General features: G+C 42.4%; 15 protein-coding genes. 4 read left to right on the forward strand and 11 right to left on the reverse strand.

Annotated elements, in window-relative coordinates:
* Position 1 precedes the first annotated feature (1 nt).
* Positions 2-568 carry a division/outer membrane stress-associated lipid-binding lipoprotein gene (dolP, locus tag S4054249_RS18925; RefSeq protein WP_046355768.1) on the forward strand — a complete coding sequence of 189 codons (567 nt, stop codon included), beginning with the start codon at positions 2-4 and terminating at the stop codon, positions 566-568.
* A gap of 41 nt (positions 569-609) precedes the next feature.
* Here dolP and S4054249_RS18930 read toward each other — a convergent pair whose 3' ends face one another.
* The 10 genes from S4054249_RS18930 to zapE form a co-directional block, all read right to left on the reverse strand.
* On the reverse strand, positions 610-1,062 hold the full coding sequence (locus S4054249_RS18930; protein WP_046355769.1) for a ClpXP protease specificity-enhancing factor: 453 nt from the start codon (positions 1,060-1,062) through the stop codon (positions 610-612).
* Positions 1,062-1,685 (reverse strand): stringent starvation protein SspA, encoded by a 624-nt coding sequence (sspA, locus tag S4054249_RS18935; RefSeq protein WP_046355770.1) that lies wholly within the window; start codon positions 1,683-1,685, stop codon positions 1,062-1,064. The genes S4054249_RS18930 and sspA overlap by 1 nt, the downstream gene beginning before the upstream one ends.
* A gap of 98 nt (positions 1,686-1,783) precedes the next feature.
* On the reverse strand, positions 1,784-2,521 hold the full coding sequence (locus tag S4054249_RS18940) for a cytochrome c1 (protein ID WP_046355771.1): 738 nt from the start codon (positions 2,519-2,521) through the stop codon (positions 1,784-1,786).
* A complete protein-coding gene (locus tag S4054249_RS18945; RefSeq protein ID WP_046355869.1) occupies positions 2,518-3,741 on the reverse strand; it encodes a cytochrome b in 1,224 nt (407 codons plus the stop codon). The genes S4054249_RS18940 and S4054249_RS18945 overlap by 4 nt, the downstream gene beginning before the upstream one ends.
* Positions 3,742-3,845: 104 nt before the next feature.
* The gene (gene petA, locus S4054249_RS18950) at positions 3,846-4,436 is read right to left on the reverse strand and encodes a ubiquinol-cytochrome c reductase iron-sulfur subunit (RefSeq protein WP_046355772.1); all 591 of its coding nucleotides are present in this window, start codon (positions 4,434-4,436) and stop codon (positions 3,846-3,848) included.
* A gap of 453 nt (positions 4,437-4,889) precedes the next feature.
* Positions 4,890-5,069 carry a hypothetical protein gene (locus S4054249_RS18955; RefSeq protein ID WP_046355773.1) on the reverse strand — a complete coding sequence of 60 codons (180 nt, stop codon included), beginning with the start codon at positions 5,067-5,069 and terminating at the stop codon, positions 4,890-4,892.
* 506 nt (positions 5,070-5,575) lie between these two features.
* The gene (locus tag S4054249_RS18960; protein WP_046355774.1) at positions 5,576-5,881 is read right to left on the reverse strand and encodes a hypothetical protein; all 306 of its coding nucleotides are present in this window, start codon (positions 5,879-5,881) and stop codon (positions 5,576-5,578) included.
* A 271-nt stretch (positions 5,882-6,152) separates the two neighbouring features.
* Entirely contained in the window at positions 6,153-6,545 is a 393-nt protein-coding gene (rpsI, locus tag S4054249_RS18965; RefSeq protein WP_145925054.1) for a 30S ribosomal protein S9, read from the reverse strand.
* 8 nt (positions 6,546-6,553) lie between these two features.
* A complete protein-coding gene (rplM, locus tag S4054249_RS18970) occupies positions 6,554-6,982 on the reverse strand; it encodes a 50S ribosomal protein L13 (protein ID WP_046355775.1) in 429 nt (142 codons plus the stop codon).
* Positions 6,983-7,204: 222 nt separating this feature from the next.
* A complete protein-coding gene (zapE, locus tag S4054249_RS18975) occupies positions 7,205-8,293 on the reverse strand; it encodes a cell division protein ZapE (RefSeq protein ID WP_046355870.1) in 1,089 nt (362 codons plus the stop codon).
* A 137-nt stretch (positions 8,294-8,430) separates the two neighbouring features.
* Between zapE and S4054249_RS18980 the strand changes: the two genes are divergently transcribed.
* The 3 genes from S4054249_RS18980 (at position 8,431) to S4054249_RS18990 (ending at position 11,577) form a co-directional block, all read left to right on the forward strand.
* On the forward strand, positions 8,431-8,886 hold the full coding sequence (locus tag S4054249_RS18980) for a YhcB family protein (protein ID WP_046355776.1): 456 nt from the start codon (positions 8,431-8,433) through the stop codon (positions 8,884-8,886).
* Positions 8,887-9,047: 161 nt separating this feature from the next.
* A complete protein-coding gene (locus tag S4054249_RS18985; RefSeq protein WP_046355777.1) occupies positions 9,048-10,400 on the forward strand; it encodes a DegQ family serine endoprotease in 1,353 nt (450 codons plus the stop codon).
* A 103-nt stretch (positions 10,401-10,503) separates the two neighbouring features.
* The gene (locus S4054249_RS18990) at positions 10,504-11,577 is read left to right on the forward strand and encodes a trypsin-like peptidase domain-containing protein (RefSeq protein ID WP_046355778.1); all 1,074 of its coding nucleotides are present in this window, start codon (positions 10,504-10,506) and stop codon (positions 11,575-11,577) included.
* A 40-nt stretch (positions 11,578-11,617) separates the two neighbouring features.
* Here the strand turns inward: S4054249_RS18990 and murA are convergent, their stop codons facing one another.
* Entirely contained in the window at positions 11,618-12,883 is a 1,266-nt protein-coding gene (gene murA / locus S4054249_RS18995) for a UDP-N-acetylglucosamine 1-carboxyvinyltransferase (RefSeq protein WP_046355779.1), read from the reverse strand.
* Positions 12,884-12,892 lie beyond the last annotated feature (9 nt).

The following is a 12,892-nucleotide window of genomic DNA, read 5'->3' on the forward strand; positions in this document are numbered from 1 at the left end:
TATGCTGTTAAAACCCATCTTGTTACTTATCATCATCTCACTATTGCAAGGCTGTGCTGCTGCTGTTGTTGCGGGGACTGCTGGCGCAGTATCGGCTGCCAATGATCGCCGCACAATTGGTTCGCAAATAGACGACAATAGTATAGAAATAAAAGCGACAATTGCGTTGAAAAAAGTTCAACGGCTGGCAAAACACGCCAACATTAATGTCGTGAGTGTGAATGGAACAGTCCTACTCACAGGTCAAGTGGCCAATGCAGAAATGAAAACTGAAGCGCACAATGCAGTAAGCTCGGTAATTGGCGTTAAGAAGCTATTTAATCAAATTAGAATTGGAAGCAATATTGGTTTAGCTACAAAGGGTCACGATACTTGGCTGACGTCAAAAGTCAAAACTCAACTGCTGGCAAATGATGATGTTAACGGCAGTAATATCAAAGTAGTCACTGAAAATGCAGAAGTCTTTCTAATGGGGATGGTTGCGCCCAAAGAAGCAGATAAAGCAGTTGAGATTGCACGAAACATTCATGGTGTAGAAAAGGTAATTAAGGCATTTGAATACCTTTAACACCTCCCCCTAAATAAAAAACCTGCCAATGCAGGTTTTTTTTATTTGATAACACGTAAATGTGCGCCCTTTTTAGGCTTTCCATCGACTGGCGGCTTCTGCGCCTCAGTTTCTGGGTTCTCTTCAACTTCTGGCATTGTCTCATCTGTAGAGTCATACGCTTCTTCTTCGTATTCCTCCTCAATGCTAGGCTCCGAGAAAATAGTGCCTTCTCCATTTTCTCTGGCATAAATAGCCAGTACTGCATCAACAGGGACGTAAACCTGCATCGGTTGCCCTGAAAAACGCGCACTAAAGCTTAACGCATCATTATCCATGCTGAAGTTGTTCGCCGCACTTGGGCTCACATTAAGCACGATCTGCCCATCTTGTACAAACTGGACAGGGACCTGCACGTGAGGAAAGTTGGCATTGACAACTATGTGTGGCGTGCACTGATTGTCCACGATCCACTCATAGAACGCCCTTAGTAAATAAGGTCGATTAGATGTCATTAGCTACGGATCTCGCGCTCAACATCAGTCAAAGATGCTTGGAAAGATTCGCGCTCAAATAGACGAAGCATGTAATCTTTAAGCTCACTTGCGCCGCTACCTGAAAGCTCAATACCTAGCTGTGGTAAGCGCCATAATAGTGGTGCCATGAAGCAATCTACTAAGCTAAACTCTTCACTCATAAAGTAAGGTGCTTCGCCAAAGATAGGTGCAACCGCAAGCAAGGCTTCAGTTAATTCTTTACGCGCATTTTCAACATCATTGCCTGATAAAATCTTCTCAGCAAGACTGTACCAATCGCTTTCAATACGATGCATCATAAGGCGACTACGGCCACGCATAACTGGATAAACTGGCATTAATGGTGGATGCGGGAAACGCTCATCCAAATATTCCATAATGATATTAGCTTGATACAAGCCAAGTTCGCGATCGATCAACGTCGGAACTGTACCATATGGGTTAATTTCATGTAGCGCTTCTGGCAAGTTATCCTTTTCGGCCAGATGAATATCAACACTTACACCTTTTTCTGCTAAAACGATACGAACCTGATGGCTATACATACAGTTTGCACCAGAAAAAAGAGTCATAACTGGGCGCTTATTGGCAGCTACGGCCATGCCTACCTCCATAAATTAATCACAAAGTAATCAAATCACTTTAAACAGCAATAGGGGCATATGCCCCTATTACCTATAATCACCATTGAGTGTTCAAATTAATGAACGTCTCTCCAGTACTCTTTCTTCAATAAGAAAGCTAAGATGAAGAAGATTACCAAGAATCCAAGCACTTTGATACCTATTGCCTCAGATTCTAATCGAGAAGGTTCACCCACATATGCTAAAAAGTTAGTGAGATCTCTCGCTGCTTGGTCATATTCATCGTCACTCATCTCACCGGAGCCGTCAGTTTCGACACCCACTATCTTGGTTACCGTCTCACCATTTTCAACTACTTCTTCAGTAATTGGCATTGGCAAGCCCTGTAGTTCTTGAAGAACATGAGGCATCCCCACAAGTGGGAATACGATATTGTTCACACCAAAAGGACGAGACTCATCTTTATAAAATGACTTTAAGTATGTGTATATATAGTCTGGTGACTTAACGCGAGAAATTAGCGTTAAGTCTGGCGGCGCCGCACCAAACCATGTAGCAGCATCATCTTTCGACATTGAGTTTAAGATGTGCGAACCTACTTTAGAGTCATCAAAAATGAGTGTCTCTTTCCCAATTTCAATTGGGATACCAATGTCACGAAACGTACGCTCATAACGCTGGTATTGCATCTGGTGACAGCCTAAACAGTAGTTCATGAACAATTTAGCGCCACGTTGCAACGATGCATTATCCCTCAAGTCAATATTAGCGTCCATAAGTGGAACCGATGGAGCTGCTGCCATTGTTAAGGCTGGCAACAATGCGAATAAACCGATCAATAGCTTTTTCATCATTTTGTCAACCTCGTTGGTAGTGGCTTGGTCACTTCATTCTTTGAATACACATACAACAACACAAAGAACATAAAATACGTTACGGTGCATATTTGCGACAAAATCGTTGAAAACACGGTTTGCGGCGTAGCCCCTGCCCAACCTAAAATCAGGAAGGTCACCACAAATTGTGCGATGTTCAACTTATGCCATTTACTACGATAACGAATTGAGCGTACTTTACCTCGGTCAAGCCATGGCAATAATGCCAATACAACTATCGACGCGCCCATAGCCACTACGCCTGCTAGTTTATCAGGAATAGCACGTAAAATCGCATAGAAAGGTGTAAAATACCAAACAGGGAAGATGTGTTCAGGTGTTTTCAGCGGATTAGCAGCTTCAAAATTAGGCGCTTCCAAAAAGAAACCGTTCATTTCCGGCATAAAGAAAACGACCCAGCAGAATAAAATCAAGAACCCTGCCACACCTAAAACATCTTTTACGGTGTAATAAGGATGGAAAGGAATTGCATCCACCACATCTTTTTTATTGGTGTAGTATTCATGGAATTTAAAGTTTGGTTTGTCCTCTTCAGCAACAGAGCCTTTTTTACGTTTAATCTCAATACCATCAGGGTTATTAGAGCCCACTTCGTGCAACGCAACAATATGCAAGAACACAAGGATCACCAAAACCAATGGCAATGCGATAACGTGCAGCGCAAAGAATCGATTAAGAGTTGCCCCCGAGATAACATAATCACCTCGGATCCAAAGTGTTAAATCTTCACCAATGACAGGGATTGCACCAAACAAGGAAATAATTACCTGCGCTCCCCAAAATGACATCTGACCCCAAGGTAACAGATAGCCCATAAATGCTTCAGCCATCAGCGCTAAGAATATCAACATCCCAAATAACCATAATAGCTCTCTGGGCTTTTGGTAAGAGCCATAGATCATGCCTCTGAACATATGCAAATACACAACCACAAAGAATGCTGACGCGCCAGTGGAGTGAAGATATCGCAGTAGCCAACCGTACTCGACATCACGCATGATATACTCAACAGAAGCAAATGCGCCCTCAGCTGAAGGCACAAAATTCATCGTTAACCAAATACCCGTCACAATCTGGTTAACCAGTACCAAAATAGCTAACGAGCCAAAGAGATACCAAAAGTTGAAGTTTTTAGGAGCAGGATACTGCGCGATATGCATATTCCAAACGCGTGTCATAGGAATACGATCATTTATCCAACCTACGACTGAGCTAATCGTGCCGCTAGATTGTTTGCTAGGCTCATTTACAGCCTGATTTTGTTCTTCGTAATTAGTTGCCATTATGCCACCTCTTCTTCTTCACCCACTAAAATCGTGGTGTCATCTAGGAAGGTGTATGGGGGCACTTCCAAATTCAGTGGCGCAGGCACATTTTGGAACACACGCCCAGCCATATCAAATTTAGAGCCGTGGCACGGGCAGAAGAAACCGTCTGCTGTACCTTCCACTTTTTCTCCAAACCCACCATTCATAAATGTTGGAGAGCAACCCAGATGGGTACAGATCCCTACAGCAACAAAAATCTCTTCTCGCTTAGAACGATAGCTATTTTTCGCCGAATCTAACTGTTGTGCTTCATCTGAGTTAGGGTCACGAAGTTGACCTTCGTGTTGTTTCATTTGTTCTAACATTTTTGGTGTACGATAGATAACCCACACAGGTTTTCCTCGCCACTCAACACGAATTAATTGTCCAGGCTCAAGTTTGCTTATGTCCACTTCTACAGGAGCCCCTGCAGATTTAGCACGCTCACTTGGATTCCAAGACGCAATAAAAGGAACAGCAGCTCCAGCCGCACCAACACCACCTACGACAGAGGTAGCGATAGTTAAAAAACGGCGTCGGCTGTTGTCAACAGGCGCATTGCTCATCCACTTATCTCCACTATGATCCTCAACACTTGCTATATTGAGAACATCAGTTACAGCAGGTTAATTTTAAGATATTTCAAAATAGACGCGATCATTAGTAAAAACCATGTAAAAAGCACGGTTATTACTATTCTAATGATGACCATATAAAGTGCTAAGCGCTTCAATAAACAGCCAATACTAGAAACGACAGGTTATGATATGACGTCTTTCGCAATGATTTCCTGACCAAGATCAACCTCTGTCCAGATGAGTGAAAATTTAATCAGACGATATCGCGAATAATTTACTTGCCCTGCAAGTGTAGCAGAGAAATGCTCATTAATTATTCACACGGATTTTTTTGCGATTTGACGAAAAGTAAGGAATATATAAATTTATGAAGATTTAATAAGTGTTTTTACATTAGTTTATAGCAGCGCGTATGCACTGCTAAGAATACATAAACAGTGTTTATGGCAGGACTTGAAGCCAACCTTTGAGCATATGGTAATTATCATACCCAGTCGTGCAGCTTGGTACATTACTCAAATACACTCTCACAACTTTTCCCATAGCATGGGCAGATAAAACCATCGCTGTCATATCATGGCCTGCAGGCAGTTGGATCCACTTTGTTTGTCCTTGAGACATTTTCAAAATGAACGATAGATTTTTGTTATTTTGCGACGCATGCTCATCGTGCCATGATATTAGCTCCGAGATTGTTCCCTGACACTATGCATCTGCATAAGTAAAAAATGGTAGTAGTGAAAAAACAATAGCAACAAGTTGAAACTTCATAATTCTCCAAATAAATCAATATTTTAAACTATAGCCATTTTACTCTATAACTCCCTCCCCCTTAAATATTAAAAACAAATTGAGAACTAAAAAAGAAACAAACAACCAGTACAAGGCTGGTTTTTGGAAAGTTCTGCAATGTTTTTGAGAACTGTGCCTACTTACGTTCAATGCGACGAGCGTCACGAGTAACAAAGCAAGCTTTACATAAACCAGCAAGTGTAGCAAAGGTGTGGCGATAAATTGGTCAACCCGAGATTGTATTTAGTTTTTTGAAAGTTTAGAACAGTAGAGGAGGCCACTTTAGAAAGTTTAAAAAGCGGCGAGAACCGCTTTCTTTATTCTTATTAAGATAGTTATTGAATGAGGAAGTAGCCATTTAATTTGCGGTAATGTTCCCATCCAGCTGAACAGCTTGTAACATCTCGGTCTCGCCAATATAAAGCGACTTCTTTGCCTGCTGCATATGCAGTTAGCGCCATTGATAGCGAAGTTTGATCGTCGGGTAATAAAATCCAACGAGTATTTGTATTGTCTAAATAAATTGCAGCTTGATTTTTGTCAGTCCACTTTACTAGCTTAATTATTTTCCCTCTACAGGTCACCTCTGCTTGAGCAGTGAATGTAAATATTAAAATGAAAATACAAATAAGGTATTTCATAATCAGTCCTTTTGAATTTCTAAATTTAAAAAGTACCTGTCACAAGACACGCCTATTGCAAAAGTGGTGCAACACCGGAACAGGCGTAATCGCAAGTTCAAACCAGGTTAAAGAACCTCAGAACGGAATGGCCAATGACTATTGATTTTAAACTGTTGAATACCACCAACTAAGTGACAGACCCACCACAACTGTACCATTTAAATGTACAAAAAAGAAACAAAAAACCCAGCACAAGGCTGGGTTTTTGAAAATTCTGAAACGTAATAAATTAACGTTTTGAGAACTGTGTCTTCTTACGTGCTTTCTTAAGACCAACTTTCTTACGTTCAACGCGACGAGCGTCACGAGTAACAAAGCCAGCTTTACGTAGAGTAGGACGTAGTGACTCGTCAAACTCCATTAGTGCACGAGTGATACCGTGGCGGATTGCGCCAGCTTGACCAGTCATACCACCACCTGCAACAGTGATGTAAAGGTCAAACTTCTCAGTTAGCTCAACTAGCTCTAGTGGCTGACGAACAACCATGCGAGAAGTTTCACGACCGAAGTATTCTTCGATAGAACGTTGGTTAATTACGATGTTGCCAGTGCCTGGGCGTAAGAATACGCGAGCACTTGAACTTTTACGACGACCTGTACCGTAGTATTGATTTGCCATGATAGTGCTCCTTAAATGTCTAGAACCTGAGGCTGTTGTGCCGCATGGTTGTGCTCGTTACCAGCGTAAACTTTAAGTTTACGGAACATTTCACGACCTAGAGGACCGCGAGGTAACATGCCTTTAACTGCTTTTTCGATGATCATTTCAGGCTTTTTAGCTTGAAGTTTTTCGAAGTTAACAGACTTAAGACCACCTGGGTAACCAGAGTGAGCGTAGTACATTTTCTGCTGAGCTTTGTTACCAGTTACAGTAACTTTTTCAGCGTTGATAACGATGATGTAATCACCAGTGTCAACATGTGGAGTGTACTCAGCCTTGTGCTTACCGCGTAGGCGAGTAGCGATTTCAGTAGCAATACGACCTAAAGTTTTACCTTCAGCGTCAACTACGTACCAGTCACGTTTTACAGTTTCTGGTTTAGCAACAAACGTTTTCATTTATAAAATCCAAAGTTTTCAGTTAAAACCACAGGTAGTCAGAGGACTACCGCTCTACTAATGGTGCTTCAACCCCTTCGAGTTTAAGACTTTTTTGCCGCTCAAGTCGGTGGCTAAGCCGACGAGGGCTATAGAACGCAACGTGGCAGGCCGCGGATTATAGCAAGGGTAGTTGGGAAAAACCAGCATATGGCCGATTTTTCCGCCAGAATTCTTATTTAATTAAGCTAGGTGCTCTCGAGATAAGTACTCAAGTGATTGCATTTCTTGTAAACGACTGATACAGCGCCTAAATTCGAAGTTTAACGTGCCTTCTGTATAGATATCATCGATAGGTGCTTCACACGAAATGATCAATGTCACATTGCGCTCATAAAACTCATCAACTAATGCGATAAAACGTCGAGCAGCATCATCATTAGACTGCCCCATTTGCTTTACATTCGAAAGAATAACCGTGTTGTATAATCGGCTAATCTCCATATAATCAACTTGTGAGCGCGCTGTTTCACATAACTGAGTAAAATCAAACATCGCAATACAATCTGATACCTTGCGCGTTTTAATCATTCGCCCTTCAATTTCTATTTCCGTATCCAGTTTGCCTGGCTCTGGCGATAATTTATCAAAATATTCAAACAAATTTTCATCCGCTTGCGCATCAAGCGGGCTATGAAATATTTCTGCCGATTCTAACGTACGCAGTCGGTAGTCGATCCCAGAGTCCACATTAACGATTTCAGTGTTCGCTTTAACAAGCGCAATGGCGGGCAGGAAGCGTGCACGCTGTAATCCATTACGATAGAGCTCATCTGGCACGATGTTCGATGTCGCAACTAAAACGATGCCACGTTCAAAAAGCGCTTCCATCAAGCCACCGAGTAACATAGCGTCAGTAATATCTTGAACAAAAAATTCATCAAAACAGATGATATCTGTTTCAGCTTTAAAAATGTCTGCAACCACATTCAATGGGTTTTTCACTTCATTCAGCTTTTTTAGTTCATCATGTACACGATGCATAAAACGGTGAAAATGCACCCGCATTTTTCTATCACTGGGTAACGCCTCGTAAAAAGTATCTACCAAATAGGTTTTTCCACGGCCTACCCCGCCCCAAAAATATAGACCTTTTACCGGCTCACGCTGTTTTTTACCAAACAGCTTGGCGAAAAACCCCTGTGGCTCAGGAGGCTGAGCAACTAAATCATCGTATAAACGCTGTAAATGCTTGACCGCATTCTCCTGTGCACTGTCGTATTGAAAGTCATCTCTTTTAAGGTCTTCTTGATACTTTTCCCAAGGCGTCATCATATTTTTTATTAAACTGAGCAGTTTTCTTTGTCCAATATATTAACACGCATCCATTCTCAGCGTATATTTAACCTATCGATAGATAGAATTTTAGTAAAAGTAATAGGTGGCACTCACCTTACACAGGAGTATGTATGACAACAATTGCATGGTTGGGCTTATTGATCATCGTAGCGATCAGTGCATTTTTCTTAGGTTCACTCTTTACCAAAAAGCAGTTCAAACATGAAGAATTGGAACAACAGGCACAACAAGCTGAGCAAAATTTAGAGCAATATAGACAAGACGTTGCAGATCACCTAGCCAACACCAAAAAGCTAGTGGGTAAAATGCAAGACAACTATAGCCAACTACTTCAGCATGTAGAAGACACGAATCAACTTTTACTTGAAGAAAAGCGAAGCCAACCTAATCAACCTTTTTTCTCAAAAGAAACCACCGAGCAACTTCAAGCCTCATTGCGTGCAAGGCCAGAAAAAAGACGAAACTCAGAGTCTACCCACAATGCCCCTCCAGCGGACTATGCAGAAGGTGAAAGTGGATTATTCAACGACGATCGCGCAAAAAGCGAGCAATTAAAAACTTCTTGATGAACTTTTTTTTAACCACATAGTCTTTAGAAATAACCACCAAATAACAGAGCGGGTGCTACCCGCTCTAAAAACTGACTCATATTATCTCGGTCAATTGCTCATTATCGGTGAGCCCAGGTGATATGTTTAACGCTGTTATTTAGGAGAATTTCCAGACTATGAAATTAAAATTAACTTTATTATCCGCAGCGCTTTTTTCTTCTAGCTTACTTTTAGCACCACATAGTGCTGAAGCGAGGCTCCCTGTTGCGGTTGACGGTCAACAACTACCGACATTGGCACCAATGTTGGAACGTGTAACCCCTGGTGTTGTCAGCATTCAAGTTTCTGGTGCCAAAGAGGTGAGGCGACGTGTTGACCCATTTGATTTTTTCTTCGGAAACCCACCTCCACGCACACAAAAGCGCCCTTTCAGTGGGCTAGGTTCAGGTGTCATTATTGACGCAGATGAAGGTTATGTTGTCACCAATAATCACGTGATTGATGAAGCAGACAATATTATCGTCACCCTCAAAGATGGTCGAGAATTCAAAGCCCAGCTCATCGGTGCTGATAAAGAATCTGATATCGCGTTATTACAAATAGATAGCGAAGACCTCACAGAGGTAAAGCTTGCCGATTCAGATAAATTGCGGGTTGGTGATTTCTCCGTCGCCATTGGTAACCCGTTTGGTTTAAGCCATACAGTCACCTCTGGTATTGTCAGTGCTCTTGGACGAAGCGGTTTAAATATCGAAGGTTACGAAGACTTTATTCAAACAGATGCAGCCATTAACCAAGGTAACTCTGGCGGTGCTTTAGTTAATCTAAAAGGCGAGTTAATCGGCATTAATACGGCGATTCTTGGTGCATCAGGCGGCAACGTCGGGATCGGATTTGCGATTCCTTCAAATATGATGAAAAACCTCGTTGACCAAATCATTGAGTATGGCCAAGTCAGACGTGGATCTCTGGGGATTGTTGGCCGTACACTTAACGCCGGTCTCGCAGAAGCACAAGGTTTTGATGTCAAACAAGGTGTGTATATTCAAGAAGTCGCCAAAGACTCTGCAGCTTCTGAGGCTGGAGTTAAAGCCAACGATGTCATTGTGAGCATTGATGGTGATAAAGTAGAAAGTATCGAAGAGCTTCGCGGCAAAATTGCCACACTAGGTGAAGGGCGTGAAATCGAAGTCGGTATTTATCGCGACGGAAAAAGACGAACGCTAGATGTCAAATTGCAAGGTCAAAATGAACGACAAGCACAAGCAGATAGGATCCATCCAAGCTTAAAGGGTGCCGTGCTCGAAAGCGATGAGCGAAACGGTAATCAAGGCATTGTTGTGGTTAGCATAGAAGAACGCTCTCCTGCGGCACGTGTCGGATTGCAAGAAGGAGATGTAATCATGCAAGTCAACCGTCAGCGTGTCACCACAGTACGAGAAATGAAGCGTTTAATTGATGATATTCAAGGTAATATCGTGCTAGGGATCAAGCGTGGACGAGATTCGGTTTTCTATTTAATTCAATAAAGAATGCAAAAAACTTATTAGAATTACACAGCGGCTCTTGCCGCTGTGTTGTTTTGTGTCATGATAGTTTTATCACAAAATAAAATATGTATAACAATAAACCGTGTTTCAATTTATTAGATTTATTCTCGCTCCTGCATTAATAGGGCTGTGTGTCGCACTATTGATCCTTTGGCTAAAGCCTGAGTTAAGAGTGAAAGCGGCACACCTAAACGTTCCATATACAGTTCAACATATGAGCTTTGCCACAGGTGTGGGTAGAGCAGCCCCTGCTGTCGTAACGATTTTTTCCGAAAGTTTCAGCTCTGTACCTCGCTTTCAACGTCAAAATCGCATCCAGGAACTCGGCTCTGGTGTGATCATGAGCCCTGACGGATACATTTTAACCAATTACCATGTTATAAATAGCGCCGACCAAATCATAGTCTTGTTACCAGATGGTAGACAGTATTATGGTGTCTTAATTGGTTTTGACACCATTACAGACCTCGCTGTTATTAAAGTAGATGAAAATCATTTACCCGTTATTCCAATGGATAATGAGCTCGCACCTCAGGTCGGTGACGTAGTACTTGCGATCGGTAACCCTCTTAATCTTGGGCAAACCATTACACAAGGCATTATCAGCGCAACAGGCAAGCAAACGTTGACTGATAGCCAATACAATAGCCTGTTGCAAACGGATGCCGCGGTCAATGTAGGTAACTCAGGCGGTGCGCTTGTTAATTCTAATGGTACCTTAGTTGGCATTACATCCGCCCAGTTTACCACCCGATATAATATTGATATTGAGGGCATATCTTTCGCAGTTCCATACAGGCTTGCAAAAGACGTCATGACGAAAATCATCAAAGACGGTCGCGTGATTAGGGGTTACCTCGGTTTTAAAGGCAGTGCCGTAGACAATAAAGGACAAATCATAACCGATGTCTATACCCCGATTATGGGCTTACGTATCAGCGAGCTTGATCCGTTGGGACCTGCTTGGCAAGCCGGTATGAAAGATGGAGACATTGTCACTAAAGTCGCAGGCAGTGCGATTACTAACCCACAGCAAACTCTCCGAATTATTGGTAATACAGAGCCGGGAACAGTGCTGGAGTTTGAAGTAAATCGACACGGTGAGCAGCTAGTCTTTATGGTGGAAGTAGCTGAACTTGAAACGCCTATTTATTAAGGTAACTTCGTCTAAAAAAAGCGAGCTCAGCTCGCTTTTTTTAATTGTGCTTTCTGCGGATATTAGCGCCGAGACGACTGAGTTTATCCTCTATTTTTTGATAACCTCTATCCACATGATAAATCCGGTCAACGATCGTTTCACCCTCTGCGATGATCCCCGTTAAAATCAAACTGGCTGACGCACGTAAGTCGGTCGCCATAACTTGAGCACCTGATAAACGTGTCGTTTCATCACAGATTGCCGTGTTACCTTCTAAGCGAATATTTGCCCCCATACGCTGCAGCTCTGGCACATGCATAAAACGATTTTCAAATATCGTTTCTGTGATTGTCGCACTGCCATTAGCGACCACATTTAACGCAGTAAACTGTGCTTGCATGTCTGTTGGAAAACCTGGATGAGGCATCGTTTTAATATTCACCGCTTTTAAATCGCGATTTTTCATACTAACAAAAATACTGTCATCGTTCACTTCAACCGCAACATTGGCCTGACGAAGCTTCTCAAGCACTGGCTCTAAACTTGTGTGGTCTGTGTTGCGACACAATACTTCACCTTTACTCATCGCTGCAGCAACTAAAAATGTACCCGTTTCAATACGATCAGGCAGTATTTTGTGCTCACATCCATCAAGCTTTTCAACACCTTGTATTTCTATTCGACTTGAACCGGCCCCTTGAATGTTAGCGCCCATGGCAGATAAACACTGCGCTAAATTAATGATCTCAGGTTCACGAGCCGCATTTTCTAATACCGTAGTACCCTCAGCTAAAGTCGCGGCCATGAGCAAGTTTTCTGTTGCACCAACAGACACCGTTTCCATGAAAATTTCCGCGCCCTGTAAGCGCTTTCCTTGTGGTATTTGCGCGTTGATATACCCATTTTCAACACTGATTTGAGCGCCCATTTTTTCAAGGCCTGAGATATGTAAATCAACAGGTCTAGCACCAATCGCACAACCACCAGGCAATGACACCTGAGCTTTACCAAAGCGTGCAAGTAAAGGCCCGAGCGCTAAAACAGATGCACGCATTTGTTTGACAAGCTCGTAAGGGGCCAAAACTTTATCAACACTGCGGCCATCTACTTCAAGTAAATTGCCGCGCCATGTTACCTCAGCACCTAACGTGCGTAGCAAAGCTTCTGTAGTAACAATATCGCGCAACTGTGGCACATTACTGAAAGTACTTTTACCATCAGCAAGTAATGCAGCAAACAAGATTGGAAGAGCCGCATTTTTGGCTCCAGAGATAGTGACTTCACCGTTTAAAGTGGTGCCACCTTGGATGACAAACTGATCCATTGTGGCTCC

Source organism: Pseudoalteromonas luteoviolacea (genome assembly GCF_001750165.1).
Classification (GTDB): domain Bacteria; phylum Pseudomonadota; class Gammaproteobacteria; order Enterobacterales; family Alteromonadaceae; genus Pseudoalteromonas; species Pseudoalteromonas luteoviolacea_G.

Coding starts and splice junctions, on each gene's coding strand:
- S4054249_RS18980 (WP_046355776.1), top strand. CDS start 8,431: ATGACAACAATTGCATGGTTGGGCTTATTGATCATCGTAGCGATCAGT.
- zapE (WP_046355870.1), bottom strand. CDS start 8,293: ATGACGCCTTGGGAAAAGTATCAAGAAGACCTTAAAAGAGATGACTTT.
- murA (WP_046355779.1), bottom strand. CDS start 12,883: ATGGATCAGTTTGTCATCCAAGGTGGCACCACTTTAAACGGTGAAGTC.
- rplM (WP_046355775.1), bottom strand. CDS start 6,982: ATGAAAACGTTTGTTGCTAAACCAGAAACTGTAAAACGTGACTGGTAC.
- petA (WP_046355772.1), bottom strand. CDS start 4,436: ATGAGCAATGCGCCTGTTGACAACAGCCGACGCCGTTTTTTAACTATC.
- S4054249_RS18930 (WP_046355769.1), bottom strand. CDS start 1,062: ATGACATCTAATCGACCTTATTTACTAAGGGCGTTCTATGAGTGGATC.
- dolP (WP_046355768.1), top strand. CDS start 2: ATGCTGTTAAAACCCATCTTGTTACTTATCATCATCTCACTATTGCAA.
- S4054249_RS18945 (WP_046355869.1), bottom strand. CDS start 3,741: ATGACACGCGTTTGGAATATGCATATCGCGCAGTATCCTGCTCCTAAA.
- S4054249_RS18960 (WP_046355774.1), bottom strand. CDS start 5,881: ATGAAATACCTTATTTGTATTTTCATTTTAATATTTACATTCACTGCT.
- sspA (WP_046355770.1), bottom strand. CDS start 1,685: ATGGCCGTAGCTGCCAATAAGCGCCCAGTTATGACTCTTTTTTCTGGT.
- S4054249_RS18985 (WP_046355777.1), top strand. CDS start 9,048: ATGAAATTAAAATTAACTTTATTATCCGCAGCGCTTTTTTCTTCTAGC.
- S4054249_RS18955 (WP_046355773.1), bottom strand. CDS start 5,069: ATGTCTCAAGGACAAACAAAGTGGATCCAACTGCCTGCAGGCCATGAT.
- S4054249_RS18940 (WP_046355771.1), bottom strand. CDS start 2,521: ATGATGAAAAAGCTATTGATCGGTTTATTCGCATTGTTGCCAGCCTTA.